Raw genomic sequence first — 13,896 nt, 5'->3', positions numbered from 1 at the left:
ACCCTTGTAGAGACGCGAAATTTCGCGTCTCTACATTCTTTTTCGGAGATGTTTATTCGGCTTAGGTGTAAATGGTGAAGGGTGGGATTTGTTCATTGAGTACCCAGTCACCAACTTCGTGGACTTTGTAGGCAACTGGATCATGCAGAGTATGAGTACGGACGTTGCGCCAGAAGCGATCAAAGCGATATTTTGTCGCAGCCGCACGAGTTCCCATGACTTCAAAAATCTTGCTTGTTACCTCTAATGCCACTCGTGTAGTCAAGACTTTGGCAGTGCTAATAGTAACAGCAGAGCTAAAAGTCGATGATTACCGACAGTAACCCCCCCAATCATAGTTAGAAACCAGAAGAGTAAAAGCAGTTCTAATTCCATGAGACTAATTCCAAAATCCCAAGCAAATTTCAGTGCTATCAATGTACCTATCAAAGGAATTATGATCGTGGCTGCGGCAAACCGCTTTTGTACTGTTTGTAATCATTTTTGATTGTTGCTCTGGTCGATTCCAATAGCCACCAGCTACAGAAGAACCTGACACCCAAATCTCTCCCACCTTGCCAGGGGGACACTGAGTTAAAAATTCGCGATCGACAATGGCGATTTTCTGATCTAACCAGGTGCGACCACAGCCCACAATTGTTTTACTCCCTTCCCCAGATTCAGCAGCCACCACCCGATTTTCCTCAAGGGCTGCTCCTTCAACTTGGCACAAAACGGGGGAAGCTGTTTTCAAACCTCCAGAAACAAATAAAGTCGCTTCAGCCATCCCGTAGCAGGGGTAAAACGCTTCTCGACGGAAACCGCAAGGAGCGAAATAGCTAGCAAATAACTTCATTGTCTGGGCACGGACTGGTTCGGCTCCATTGAAAGCCACTTCCCAACTGCTTAAGTCAAGACTAGAAAGCTGTTCGGGAGTAATCTTACGAACGCACAGATCATAAGCAAAATCTGGCCCTTACTTAACATTGTGACCTCTAACCTACATTTATTTCTCTGTTTTTAGCAAAACAAATTAACCGCTTAAGTCTTTTAAGCAATAGATATCTTCCATGAATCAGATTATGAACTGCTTAATAGATACGTTTTTCGCTACTTTCTCATTATGGGTTTTGTCTAATAGTCAATCACGCAGTTTAATTGCGTTATTTTGACATAACCTATATCTACCTTCTTGGTGAAGGTATTGAGAATAGCAAGCAATTTTTAGCTTAAAAAAGCTCTCTTGCTAGCAGTTTTTCCCATTATCTATATGCAGTAGCTTACAAAGTGCTTGCACACTAAGAAAACTGCTAAAACTAATTTTACTAAAGACTAGTGTTATTTTGACTTTGAAGATTCTATCTAGAGCAATCTTATTTGAAGTGTGAGCATCATAAAACAGAGAAACTTAACTTCTTCTCGGCTTTTATAAAGCATTTAAGATTGCTGTGTAATATTAATTTAACGAGGAGTGGCATTTAGCCAATATTGTACCCAATTTTCAACTTTAAACATTATTTAAACTGGAAGATAAGGCATATAAATAGAAATGCCATTATCTAAGAAAAGATTAGTCACAAAAAGTTTTTCCTATGCTCTAAACGTACCAATATCTAAATCTTTTTAGATGTGTTGGAAATTTATTTGGATTAAAAGTAATTTTTAATCCGAGATTAAAGCTATCATTGTTTGTTTTTGTTGTCAATCAATAAAAGCTAATTGAAGAAGAATTCAGGAGTCATAATACATTCGTCAGAATCAATCAGTCGGGGATTCAGACCCGCGACTTTCTTATTGACCACAAAACAAGAAAATTTTGTGGGGGTCTTAAACCCGATTATTCATCCACCAGTTGTACAGAATACCTTTCCTGTATTCTGACTCCTGGCACCTTTATTCTGTTCGATAAAATCAGTTAAACAAAATGTTTAGATAAAAATATATAGGTAGATATAGATGCAGAATCTCGCTAAATATATAACAAGCACATAATTAATTGGTTGCGACGAATTGCCGATTGTTTGTGCTACCCTGGACACTTCACTAATAGCAGAGATCATGTCAATATCTGTACGTCAGATCATTTGAAGATGGCAAGATAAATTAATGCCTTGAGGAAAAATCGGGGTATTTTCTAAACCAATTGCATTACGCTTCAGGAATCAAGGTAGTCTAGGAAGTAGCTGATTAGACATCTCCGAAAAAGAATGTAGAGACGCGAAACTTCGCGTCTCTACAAGGGTTCTAGATAACGCATATTTAATTTATGGAGATGTCTATTGATTCGGGTGCGGGTATGGGGGAAATAGTCGAAATAAGTTCTCTTGCAATTGATGATATTCCAGCGATATTGGAATGGCTCAAACAGACGGAGATAGCCAAACTGAGCAAGGGAAACCCTAACTTCTATAAGCTAGGGCGAAGCGTTCAATTCCAGCTAAATCAGCGTGAATTTGAATTTTACAATAGCTACCTTGATTTTGCAAAAGTTCTCGCACTGCATCCGCTTGTCCTGCCATCATCTCAATTAACCACACCCCACCCGGTTGCAAATAACTAGGGGATATTTCTATCAAATGGCGAATGCAATCTAAGCCATCAGCGCCACCATCTAAAGCTAGATGTGGTTCATGGTTAACTACTTCTGGTTGCAAAGTAGGTAAGGTGCTGGTGGGTATGTAAGGGGGGTTCGATACCATACCACTGAACTGACCTTTGAGAAATGCCAGTGGCTCCCACCAAGAACCTTGATAAAATTTAATCCGGTCAGCAAAACCCAAATTATCGGCGTTAGTTTGGGCGATCGCCAGAGCTTCTAAACTGTAATCAACTGCATGAATTGTTGCTTTTGGCAAGACATCTGCTAGTCCCAGTGCGATCGCTCCACTCCCAGTACCTAAATCTGCCCAGTGTCCTGAAGTATTACTAGCATCTGCTGCTAAATCAATTAAGGACTCTGTTTCTGGTCTGGGAATCAAAACCGCACTCGACACCGCGATTTGAAACTGACGCCAAGGTGTAGCTCCCGCAATATACTGCACTGGTAAGCGGTCATTTAATCGTCTCTGCCATAACTGGTCTAACTCTTCTAGCGGCAATTGCAGCTGAATTTGCGGCCAGTTTTTGAAAGACTCCAAACGCAGTGCCAAGCGGTCTAACCCAGCCACTTCTAGGAGTAGCCAATCTACCTCAGTTGGTGGGACATCAGTGGCTCCTGCTGCTTTAATCGCTGCATTCCGCCACTGCCAAAGTTGTAAACCAGAAACTATCAGATGTTTCTCTTCCATGCCTCAACCTTGGAGTGCATATCCGTTATTTTTTCGGAGCGGCCGCAGGAGCAGGGTTGGCAGCTGGTGATTGATTCGGCGCAAGCGATCGAATAAAATTGATCGACTCCCGCGATGGATACAGAATAATTTTATTTATACCAGGATCGTTGCTGCTATTGAGAGCCTCTAGAACACCGTACAAATCTACCACCTGAATCTCAGTGTTGTCTGCTTCCTTTGGCACGGCTTTTTTGAATTGGTCTAACAGAGCCACTGCTTGTTCTTTTTCAAAAAAGAATGGGATTAATCGCTCGTTGCCTTTTGGAACCGGAATGGTCAGATAGCTATTATCTTTCTTAAATTTAGGTACAAATAAGGGAATACCATTGAATTGCTGCCCTTTTTTACCATTTTGATTCAGCATACTTGTTGCCGAAGCTACCTGTTGTTGTGTCGGCACTAAAGTATAAATTACAGAGTCTGATTTCTTTTTGCTTTCTTGGACTATTTTATAGTAGTCTGCCAAGGACAAAGGTCTCACTTGTAGCGTGCTTGCCAACTGGGGGTTTTCTTTTTTGAGCCGATTGTCAAGGAATTTTTGAGCATCTTGCTTGCTAATAAAAAATCCCACTTGCGAGATCGGCTTGGATGCGTTGTTCCTCGACAGAACTACGAATTCCCCTTTAGGATTGGTGAGCGTGAATACAGGTACTTCTTGGAGTTTTTTCACTACCTCATTTTGTGGCAACGCGATCGCTTCTAGATTGCCTATTCCTGGTAGATTGCCTATTCCTGAAAGTCCCGCCAAAAATATACTGCTAGCTATACCCAATGTTGCGCCCAAGCGGATAAATGATTTCATGACTGCTCCTCGCATCAATAATCCAATTAAATTAAACAAATGGTTGGATTTGCACAGCACCAACTAGCTTTAGTTATATAGCAATATATTTCAGTTGTGAAAAATTAATTGTGCGCGTTGAGGTTGAGTGTTAACCGTGAGGCAGCCCGGTCTTGTTCTTCCAACAAAGAGGGACTGCCGAACCCGGAGGGTCAACGGTCAAAATATAATATTCCGCAACTATTTAAGATTGCTATAGTATCGTTTTCACAAATTGACTATGCTAAGGTTGTGTATTTCTCGGTTTCATTTGGCTATTCACCGGGAAATACGGTAGATGCCTATTATATAGGAATCCTACTTGAATCTTGCTCAGTATACTGCCAAGGAAAGCTTTGTATGTCAAGCTTCTAAGCGCTTAGTTGTTCAAAAATCAAATATGAGTACTATATGTCTTCTCAAACACTGAAAAGTCTCTTTATCTCTGGGACATTGGAGATGATAAACGCCATTTTATCGGCTTTTTCTAATATCGGGTGACGCTATTACTTAATCAATCGTTCCATCTGCGATTGGTTTAATCTCTTCTCAAATCTATACAGAGCTAAGTGTCACTTAAGTACGAAATTTGCCTGTTAGGTTTAACAGCCAACCCAACAGCAGAACAGCCTAATTGTTCTTCTCTGTAAAAATATGCAATTAAATTGCACATCTTGGCAAAGTAAAAAAACTGTTAACTATATTATTTAAATCGGGATGACAGGATTTGAACCTGCGGCATCCTGCTCCCAAAGCAGGCGCGCTACCAAGCTGCGCTACATCCCGGTGAGATTTATCTACTTTTTTTGGTTTGGTTTGCACTTACCATCAAAGCGATTGGGCTTTCGCAAAAGCATTAATTCAATCATATCACATAACACGGCTTATGCCTAATCTTTTTCATCTTTTGCAAAAACAATATTGATTAGAATCTTACACTGATAAAGGTTTTTTGCCGACTTAGTTTTACAAGAGATATACTTGTTCGTTCGTCGGCTGAACCTTGCAAAACCAGATTAAAATAATAGATTTTTGCTATTATACCTGATTTTCTTGTGCGAATCGGCTTTTATTTTGATTGAGCGCTAGTGAGGATACCAGAACATGCCTTTGATACCTTCAGGATCAGCCATAAACCCCATAGTTCGGTAGAAATCTACAACATGGGGGTCGGCGAAGAGAGTGACATTACTAATTTCTTCACTCCTAAGTTTTTTGAGAACGTATTTCATCAGTGCCTTGCCCAGTCCTTGACTTTGAAAGTCTGGGTGAACCACCACATCCCAAATAGTGGCATTAAACGCGTGATCTGAGGTAGCGCGGGCAAAACCAATGAGCCGCTTTTGGTTTCCTCTCACCTGCCACATTGAGGCGACAAGAAAACTATGCTCAATAGCTTTTTTCACTTTTCTTAGAGGACGACGCGACCAACCAACTGCATCACAGAGTTCTTCTAGCTCATATAGGTCAATGTCTCGCTCCGTGCTGAAGACGATGCGAGCATCCTTTGAAGAAGCTTCGCTAATGCTGCTGGGGTTGGAGTTGCCCACAGTTTGCGCTGTATGCTCTTCAAAGGGGTTTGTCCTAGTTGTCGCTACAGATTCAGGAGTACTAAACCAAGTTTTCCAAAAACCCATGCCAACGTGGTTCGGGTAGTATAACTAAATTGGTTTCCACTCTCAGGAGCGTTGATTCACGTTTAACATAGCTACTTCCATTTACTACCCCTGACACTCAAATTTTTTCGGTTGCTTTCGGGATTTGCAATGGCAACAGCCAGTTAGAGCGTGTTTCACACCAATCATTTTCAACTTTAGCATTTTGTTGTAAAGGCTAGGAGAAATTCACCAAAAGGGTAAGGATATAAGCAATTCAAAATTCACGCATTCAAAATAGAAAAACCTAATCCTGGCAATTACTCGTATAGAGCTTAAATGCACGTTAGCTTAGGAGTGAATTGTATACAAGGGATTGGGTATGGGGCAAAACAGTTTCTTAACAGCACTACTTAGTCCCCCAGTTCCCAACACCCAGGTGACGAAAGCAAGCGAGTCTTACCCTTAACAATGGCTTCTGGTTTAAAATCTTCAACACTGGAACTCCTAAAGCGCTTTAACCGAGCGTTTCCCCAGTTTTATGAGCAATTCGTCAGCAGTGAGATTCAACTGCAAAATTTACGGTTAGCCTACCGTCTCTATAAAACTAGACGCGCTGTTATTGAACTGAAACCGGAAGGTAGTAAAAGTGCCTTGCATTTTGCTTACCGCAACCAGTCTTTTCTCCTCAGCGATATTTTTGGTGTACTAGCAGCTTATGGGTTGACTGTCCACGGTCTAAGTCTATACGGTCAAATCCGTCCGCCAATGTTAGTTTTTATCAAACTATTGGTGTCTCGTGGTAGTAAAGCCTTGACCGAGAAAACCGCAGAAAATGTCTGTCGCGCCATTCGTGAGGCTTTAGGAGGTCGGTTTGAGGTAGAAGAGATGCTGGCAGTAGAATTCAATCTTGATACTGGTTTAGAGCAGGTACAAACTGAGTTCTATGTCGATCCGGTCTTTCATCTCCCTGCCCTAGTGATTGAAGCCGATAATCAACCAGGATTATTTTACAAAGTAATGTATGCCATCTGGCAGGAAGACCTGCTGGTAGTCAATGCCAATTTACTGGTTTGGCGCGGACGTACACGGCTAATTCTTTACTTGTTGGGGCCAAATGAAAGCCTCATTCCTGAATATCTCGGTCACAAAATTGCTGAAGGAGTGGGACAGAGGCTGCTGGGTAAATAATAAAAGTTATGAGTTATGAGTTATGAGTTAAAAATTAACAATTCCTCACTCTTCACTTCTAACTCTCTTCTTATTCCGTATTTAGTCGCACCTCTCCTTCGGGGTACGATATAAGTATGGCAACTATCGAAATCTTGGGCGTTCCACACGCATACGAGCTAACGGCTCCCACTTCCTGCCCCAATGCTTTAGTATTTATCCACGGTTGGCTTAATAGCCGTGGATATTGGCAACCTGTGATTTCTCGCCTATCAGATGATTTGCAGTGCCTTTCCTATGATTTGCGGGGTTTTGGTGAATCCCAGTCCCAGGTAAAAACCGATTTTAGTCGGGCACAAACGTCTCTGAGTCTTACGCTCATCTCCAGTAGTGTGGTTGGCTCACCTTTCGATTCTCTTTATACTCCTGCTGCTTATGCTCAGGATTTAGCAATTCTCCTGAAACAGCTGAATATTACCAGTGCTTGGCTAATTGGTCACTCTTTGGGAGGCACGATCGCTCTTTGGGGAGCAGATCAAATACCTGAGTGTATTAAAGGAGTTATCTGTATCAACGCTGGCGGTGGTATTTACCTTAAAGAAGCCTTTGAGCAGTTTCGCTCGGCGGGTCAGAAATTTTTGCAAGTCCGCCCGCGTTGGCTGTCTCAACTGCCTTTGATTGATTTGCTGTTTACTAGAGCCAGTGTGGCACGTCCTTTGGAGCGCTATTGGGCACGTCAACGGCTGATTGATTTCGTTGTGGCTGACCCAGAAGCGGCTCTGGGAGCTTTGTTAGACTCCACAACTGAAGAAGAAATCAATCGTTTACCTGAGCTAGTATCCCAATTGAAGCAGCCAGTTTATTTTTTGGCTGGTGCCGAAGATAAGGTTATGGAACCCAAGTATGTACGCCATTTAGCTAGCTTTCACAGACTGTTCCAATATTCTGGTGACAATGTTTTGGAAATTCCTGATTGTGGACACCTGGCAATGTTGGAACAGCCGGATGCAGTGGCTGATCACATTCGGTCAATAGTCAAAAGTCTATAGTTATTGGGCATTGGGCATTGGGCATTGGGCATTGGGCATTGGTGGTTATAACTCAATACAGTTCAGTTAAGCATTTCTTCCTTCTCTGCTAGACGCTGCGGTTGGCGCAAGCCTCTCATAGAGATGGTGGTAGCCTGCGGCAAGCCCCTTTGTATCTACGTTAAAAAATTGACTTTGACAAAGAGTTAAGCGTTAACCCAAGTGTATTGAGTTACAACTAACAAATTACAAAGGACAAATGACAAATGACTACTCAAAAGGTTCATACAACTTCATCACCTGGGTAAGCGCTAACCTAGACTCAACGCCCAGTGTGATGGGGGATGTATGACCACAGGATAGATGGTCAGAGGCGGCACAGCCGATCATGGCGGCGTTATCGGTACAGAATTTCAGAGGGGGGAATAGGACGCGTAGGTTATGTTCAACGGCGGCGGCTTGGAGATTTTTTCTCAACCCGCTATTAGCTGCTACACCGCCACCAACGGCAATTGTGTCTAAACCATAGTCTAGGGCACAGGCGATCGCTCTTTTGGTTAGCGATCGCGCCACGGTTTCCTGAAAGCTAGCTGCTACATCTGCCACTGGTACTTGTCCACCATCTTTCTCTAACTGCTGCACTAAACGTAATACAGCCGTTTTTAACCCACTAAAACTCGTATCATAACGATGAAACCCCCCGCCCGCTAGAGAAACTTTTCCTTCTGGTAGGGCAAAGGCTTGGGGATTGCCCTGTTGTGCCAACTTGTCAATCATCGGTCCACCGGGATAACCCAGTTTTAACAATCGCGCCACTTTATCAAAGGCTTCACCCGCAGCATCATCACGGGTTTGTCCTAATGTTTCGTACATACCACAATCTTTGACATAAATCAAGCTTGTATGTCCGCCAGAAACTAATAAACTCAAGAAAGGGGGATTTAAAGTTGATTCACTCAAGTAAGTTGCGTAAATGTGACCTTCGAGGTGATGAACTCCCAAAAATGGCTTTTTGTGTACCATTGCCAGGGTTTTGGCAGCAGTTAACCCCACTAACAGCGCTCCTACGAGTCCAGGTGCACAAGTGGCGGCAATTGCGTCAATTTTTCCCCAGTCTAGTTGGGCTTGCTCTAAGGCTTGAGCGATCGCTTCATTGATTGTTTCCAAGTGCTGGCGAGACGCGACTTCTGGCACTACCCCACCATACTGTTGATGGACTGGAATTTGCGAGGCGACGATACTGCTGTAAACTTCACGATTGTTAACAATTGCGACGGCAGTTTCATCACAGCTTGTTTCTATTGCTAAAACGGTTGCCATTGAGAGTAATGAGTACTGTTAGCGGATAGCTAGGGTTTAGCCCGTGCTGAGTCTGGAGTCCTGAGTAATAAAGAAAAAATGTTGCTTCTTTACTACCCTACAACAACAATTCTTATACTCGGCGCTCTAACTGGGCACTCAACACTCTATTTTGGTTGAGAAGCTTTAACTTTTATTTACTTAAACTTTACTCGGTTCCCACCCAAGAGTATGATGACTTCCTAGTTATGCAAATAAACAAACTGTACAAGCCGCTTCGTTTTGTACAAAGAACTTTTTGTTTTGTAATAAAAGGAAACAACTCTATGCGACGATTGTTTGCTTTGATGTTAGCGATTTGTCTTTGGTTCAATTTTGCCCCCCCAGCAAAAGCTTTAGGGGCTAATTTGACACCGTGCAAGGACACTCCCGCTTTCCAAGAGCTAGCAGCTAATGCCCGTAATACCACTGCTGACCCCGAATCCGGGAAAAAGCGGTTTGAGCGTTATTCTCAGGCGCTGTGCGGCCCTGAGGGATACCCTCACTTAATTGTTGATAGTCGTCTGGATCATGCTGGTGACTTCCTGATCCCTAGCATTCTGTTTTTATATATTGCTGGTTGGATTGGTTGGGTAGGTCGTGCCTATCTGCAAGCAATCAAAAAGGAATCTGACACTGAACTAAAAGAAGTCCAAATCGATCTTGGTTTGGCACTACCCATCATCGCCACAGGCTTTGCTTGGCCCGCAGCAGCAGTCCAAGAACTTCTCTCTGGCAAATTAGCAGCCAAGGATTCAGAAATTCCCATTTCCCCCCGCTAAATCAGCTTAACTAATTCGTTTTGTTTTGGAGACTAAATTCATGGCAGACAAAGGCGACCAATCAGCTTATTTGATTAAATTCATTTCCACAGCGCCCGTAGCAGCTACCATCTGGCTGACTATTACAGCAGGCATCTTGATTGAATTCAACCGCTTTTTCCCCGACCTGCTTTTCCACCCACTGCCATAAGTGTCAAACAATTTTGGATTAGATTTGCAATTTTGGATTGACACTGCCCACAAGGGATCGGGTATGAACCGAAAAATTCTTTTAATCCAAGTTGCGCTGGAAGCGCACCAAAGGTGCGACCCAAAATCTAAAATTGTTGGTCAAATGGGATTTAGGACAGTTGAATATCTTGCTTTTTGCTTAATATTGTGTAGTTGATCTATTCAGCTTATTTAGGCAGAATTATCACCAAAATAGGTAGCAAAATAGTTTTTTGAAACTCGTGATTCTGTTTACAGATCGCGAGTTTCACACTCTGAAAACTAGCTAAATTAATTTTTCTAAACTTCCCAGCCAAAAGACATCTTTAGCCACAATTATTATTAATATGAAAATGCCACCATTTTAATTTAGAGGCGAACATAAAATATGGCACAAGCAGTAGATGCATCAAAGAATCTTCCCAGTGATCCCAGAAATCGGGAAGTTGTTTTTCCCGCATTCGGCGATCCGCAAATTGGCAACCTAGAAACTCCGGTTAATTCTTCTCCCTTGAGCAAGTGGTTCATTAATAACTTACCTGCCTATCGTCCAGGTCTTAGCCCTGGTAGACGTGCGCTAGAAGTGGGAGCAGCTCATGGTTACTGGCTATTTGGCCCCTTTGCCAAATTGGGGCCACTGCGGGACACAGCTAACGCTAACTTAGCTGGGTTACTGGGAGGCATTGGCTTGGTTGTTGTTCTTACCGGCGCCCTATCGCTGTATGCCAATAGCAATCCGCCCAAAGCACTTCCTAGTGTTACCGTACCCAGACCTCCGGCAGATGCTTTTAACTCTAAAGAAAGCTGGAACAACTTCGCCAGTTCTTTCTTGATTGGTGGTATTGGTGGTGCAGTAGTCGCTTACTTTTTGAGTAGTAATCTGGCGCTAATTCAAGGTCTATTTGGTTAATTACTAGGAGTTAGCAGTTAGGAGTTTAAATTCATAAGTTCTAACTCTTAACCGGAGGCGGAGCGTCTCCGGCTCCGCTCCTAACTTATTTAAACAAAACCGCTTCAATATCATTTAAAGCAGTTTTCAAATCGTCATTAACGATTTGAATATCAAATTCATCTGCGGCTTGAATTTCTTCTTGGGCGCGGAGTAAACGACGGGCGATCGCTTCTTCAGAGTCTTGGCCACGAGAGCGTATTCGTTTCTCTAATTCATCAAAGGAAGGCGGTAAAATAAAAATTCTGAGGGCACTGGAGAAAGAAGCACGAATTTGTCTTGCCCCTTCTAGTTCAATTTCCAGCACCACCAACTTACCGGAATTAATTTGGTTAAGCACAGCTTCACGCGGAGTGCCGTAATAGTTACCAGCAAATTCTGCCCATTCTAAAAATTCACCTTCAGTAACTAATTGTTCAAACTTACTGCGGCTAATAAAGTAATAATTTTTGCCATCGATTTCCCCTGGACGTGGAGAACGAGTCGTCACGGATACGGAATAATATAGTTCCGAATGACGTTGTAGGAGCGATCGCATTAAAGTGCCTTTACCGACCCCACTGGGGCCAGTTAAAACAATTAACTTGCCTAAATGTAAGCATTCTTGGGTAGTAGCACTACTCTGGATGGGTAAAACTGGCATCATCCCTTCAACCTGTGAATCAATCAATAATTATTATTCATTAGTTTTGTACTCCTGGCCAAGTCCACTAGTGACTAAAGAATTTGTAGCAAGTGTGAAAGAAAACTTGTCTAATTCACATACTACGGTCGATATGGTGCAAACAGGAGTGGAAATAATCCACTGCTAGTCAATTATCTACAGTTTGATGATCGCGGGAAATCACAAAGCGATTCGCTACTGTTTCCGGCTGAATCGCTGACAAAATTACGTGGCTGGAATCGGTAATAATTACAGCTCTAGTCCGACGACCGTAAGTTGCATCAATCAGTTGACCTCTGTCCCGTGCATCGGTAATAATCCGCTTAATCGGGGCAGACTCTGGACTGACAATGGCAACTACTCGGTTGGCAGACACGATGTTACCAAAGCCGATGTTGATTAACTGAATGTCCATAAAAAACTGACGCTAAACGCGGTTTGATAAAGCTTGAAATAAACTTCTTTCCATGTTATCGCCAAAAAACGGGAGTTACAACGCTCAAATTCAAGCCAATCTGGGTTTTTAAATAATCTCTGCTTCTTTTAGCTATTTATTAACTATTTTTCCTAAAAATATTCCTAAAGATACGTTTACTGTATTTGCTATTGAATAAATACATAAACTAAATAGATAGCTTTTATACTAGTGCCAACACGATAACCGAAACGGCACAACTACTTTATTCGTGTATGTACCACCTTAAAACCTTTTCTCTACCTTCACCCTCCCATTGACTAACCAAACGTGATTTCTTAACCTGCTCCAGCGCATCCTGTGATTTTTTAACCTGCTCCAGTGCATCCAATGCTACTTTAGCCGATTTTAGTCGTCGTTTTAAGCTCGGTTCAGTCATCAACTGTAGCCAATTAGCCAATGCAGGGCTGAGATTGACTACTTGCTCATAAGCAATCCGTCCATCATCTTGGGGTAACTCTGTTGGATGTCGCCCAGTTACCAGATAAATCAAAGTTGCCCCTAAACTGTAAATATCGGATGCAGGAACAGTTTGTCCACCAAATTGTTCCATCGGCATATAACCGTAAGTTCCAACTATCGTGATTGTTCCTTGAGGGATGTTAACAGCAGTTTGAACAGAGCCAAAATCTATCAGATACACCTTAGCAGAACTGTACTCCGTTTGCTCAGTTAAAAGAATATTACTAGGTTTTATATCTCGGTGAATGACGGGAGGTAGCCGACTATGAAGATAAGTAAGGATTTCTAAGATATCTATAGCAATCTGTTTGACTGAAAATTCTTTAAAAGTTCTACCCGCTTGGACGTGTTCTTCAAGTGACCTAGCATTGATATAGCTTTGAACTAGGGCAAAACCGCGCTCAATCTCAAAGTAATTGAGATAACGAGGAATAGCGGGGTGATCCAATGATTTTAAAACTTCTGCTTCTCGTTCAAAAAGTTTTAAGGATTGCCATTCAAAGTCTTCATTAAATGTCAGTAGCTTAACCACAACTAATTCTTGAGTTTGATGATCCATAGCCAACACAGTTTTACGACCGGGATTTTTACCCAGTTGTTTTTGAATTTCGTAGCGACCAATCAACATCTGATCTAGCATAGCTTTTTCAAAATCTCACTTGATTTATTACATACACTTCCCATTTGTGTAATTTCATAATCATATTTAATCCACATTCCGCAGGTCTATCAGCTACCCTTACATTAAAATGATCGCATCTCACCAAATTCCTTGATATATTCCACCAACTTTCTGGTATAACCACCCTCAGAGATTCGTGTCAAATTCCCTACCAGAATAAACAATTCTCGCGCTCTGCTAACAGCAACATTGAGTAAATTAGGTCAGCGATTAATAAACCAGAGGCTATCAGTTGCTTGGCATTAGCGAGTCAAAAAAAATTATCACTGATTTCTGTCCACCTTGGGGTAAATATAGCGAAGCTGTCACCAAGTGCAAGATAGGCTGAAAGCCTTACTGTATAAGCTTTTCAATTGTCGCATTTTGATAAATCATCCAGTTCTTGTTTACTTCTTGTTAGAGAAGGCTGTAAC

The 13,896-nt window shown here is 42.1% G+C and carries 12 protein-coding genes, 1 tRNA gene and 2 pseudogenes; 5 read left to right on the top strand and 10 right to left on the bottom strand.

Annotated features, from left to right (window positions below):
- Positions 1-61: 61 nt before the first annotated feature.
- The 6 genes and pseudogenes from PUQ00_RS13125 to PUQ00_RS13100 form a co-directional block, all read right to left on the bottom strand.
- Entirely contained in the window at positions 62-253 is a 192-nt protein-coding gene (locus tag PUQ00_RS13125) for a hypothetical protein (protein WP_300416902.1), read from the bottom strand.
- Between the two features lie 237 nt (positions 254-490).
- Positions 491-955, bottom strand: a pseudogene (locus tag PUQ00_RS13120) (AMP-binding protein); the annotation flags it as partial.
- Between the two features lie 1,423 nt (positions 956-2,378).
- Positions 2,379-3,266, bottom strand: coding sequence for a peptide chain release factor N(5)-glutamine methyltransferase (gene prmC, locus PUQ00_RS13115; RefSeq protein WP_300416891.1), 888 nt, complete (start codon positions 3,264-3,266; stop codon positions 2,379-2,381).
- A 25-nt stretch (positions 3,267-3,291) separates the two neighbouring features.
- Positions 3,292-4,110, bottom strand: coding sequence for a Tic22 family protein (locus tag PUQ00_RS13110; protein WP_300416888.1), 819 nt, complete (start codon positions 4,108-4,110; stop codon positions 3,292-3,294).
- Between the two features lie 730 nt (positions 4,111-4,840).
- Positions 4,841-4,914 (bottom strand) — tRNA-Pro (locus PUQ00_RS13105).
- A 299-nt stretch (positions 4,915-5,213) separates the two neighbouring features.
- Entirely contained in the window at positions 5,214-5,765 is a 552-nt protein-coding gene (locus PUQ00_RS13100; RefSeq protein WP_300416885.1) for a GNAT family N-acetyltransferase, read from the bottom strand.
- A 429-nt stretch (positions 5,766-6,194) separates the two neighbouring features.
- On the opposite strand from PUQ00_RS13100, the gene PUQ00_RS13095 reads away from it, so the two are divergent.
- Both PUQ00_RS13095 and PUQ00_RS13090 read left to right on the top strand, forming a co-directional pair.
- Entirely contained in the window at positions 6,195-6,914 is a 720-nt protein-coding gene (locus PUQ00_RS13095; RefSeq protein ID WP_300416882.1) for a hypothetical protein, read from the top strand.
- 116 nt (positions 6,915-7,030) lie between these two features.
- Positions 7,031-7,942 (top strand): alpha/beta hydrolase, encoded by a 912-nt coding sequence (locus PUQ00_RS13090; RefSeq protein WP_300416880.1) that lies wholly within the window; start codon positions 7,031-7,033, stop codon positions 7,940-7,942.
- Positions 7,943-8,191: 249 nt separating this feature from the next.
- Here the strand turns inward: PUQ00_RS13090 and tsaD are convergent, their stop codons facing one another.
- On the bottom strand, positions 8,192-9,241 hold the full coding sequence (tsaD, locus tag PUQ00_RS13085; protein ID WP_300416877.1) for a tRNA (adenosine(37)-N6)-threonylcarbamoyltransferase complex transferase subunit TsaD: 1,050 nt from the start codon (positions 9,239-9,241) through the stop codon (positions 8,192-8,194).
- A gap of 305 nt (positions 9,242-9,546) precedes the next feature.
- Here tsaD and PUQ00_RS13080 point away from each other — a divergent pair, with 305 nt between their 5' ends.
- The 3 genes from PUQ00_RS13080 (at position 9,547) to PUQ00_RS13070 (ending at position 11,161) form a co-directional block, all read left to right on the top strand.
- A complete protein-coding gene (locus PUQ00_RS13080) occupies positions 9,547-10,041 on the top strand; it encodes a Photosystem I reaction center subunit III (protein ID WP_300416875.1) in 495 nt (164 codons plus the stop codon).
- Between the two features lie 40 nt (positions 10,042-10,081).
- Entirely contained in the window at positions 10,082-10,231 is a 150-nt protein-coding gene (gene psaJ, locus PUQ00_RS13075) for a photosystem I reaction center subunit IX (RefSeq protein WP_094339707.1), read from the top strand.
- Positions 10,232-10,639: 408 nt separating this feature from the next.
- Positions 10,640-11,161 (top strand): photosystem I reaction center protein subunit XI, encoded by a 522-nt coding sequence (locus PUQ00_RS13070; protein WP_300416869.1) that lies wholly within the window; start codon positions 10,640-10,642, stop codon positions 11,159-11,161.
- An 85-nt stretch (positions 11,162-11,246) separates the two neighbouring features.
- On the opposite strand, the gene gmk is transcribed toward PUQ00_RS13070, so the two are convergent.
- From gmk to PUQ00_RS13055, 3 genes and pseudogenes are all read right to left on the bottom strand, one after another.
- The gene (gmk, locus tag PUQ00_RS13065) at positions 11,247-11,846 is read right to left on the bottom strand and encodes a guanylate kinase (RefSeq protein WP_300416899.1); all 600 of its coding nucleotides are present in this window, start codon (positions 11,844-11,846) and stop codon (positions 11,247-11,249) included.
- A 166-nt stretch (positions 11,847-12,012) separates the two neighbouring features.
- Positions 12,013-12,279 (bottom strand): extracellular matrix/biofilm regulator RemA, encoded by a 267-nt coding sequence (gene remA, locus PUQ00_RS13060; RefSeq protein WP_073639751.1) that lies wholly within the window; start codon positions 12,277-12,279, stop codon positions 12,013-12,015.
- Positions 12,280-12,652: 373 nt separating this feature from the next.
- Positions 12,653-13,441: pseudogene (locus PUQ00_RS13055) on the bottom strand (serine/threonine-protein kinase); the annotation flags it as partial.
- Between the last annotated feature and the right edge of the window lie 455 nt (positions 13,442-13,896).

The organism is Nostoc sp. S13, assembly GCF_029379315.1.
Taxonomy (GTDB): domain Bacteria; phylum Cyanobacteriota; class Cyanobacteriia; order Cyanobacteriales; family Nostocaceae; genus Nostoc.
This window is presented reverse-complemented; position numbering and strand designations above follow the sequence as displayed.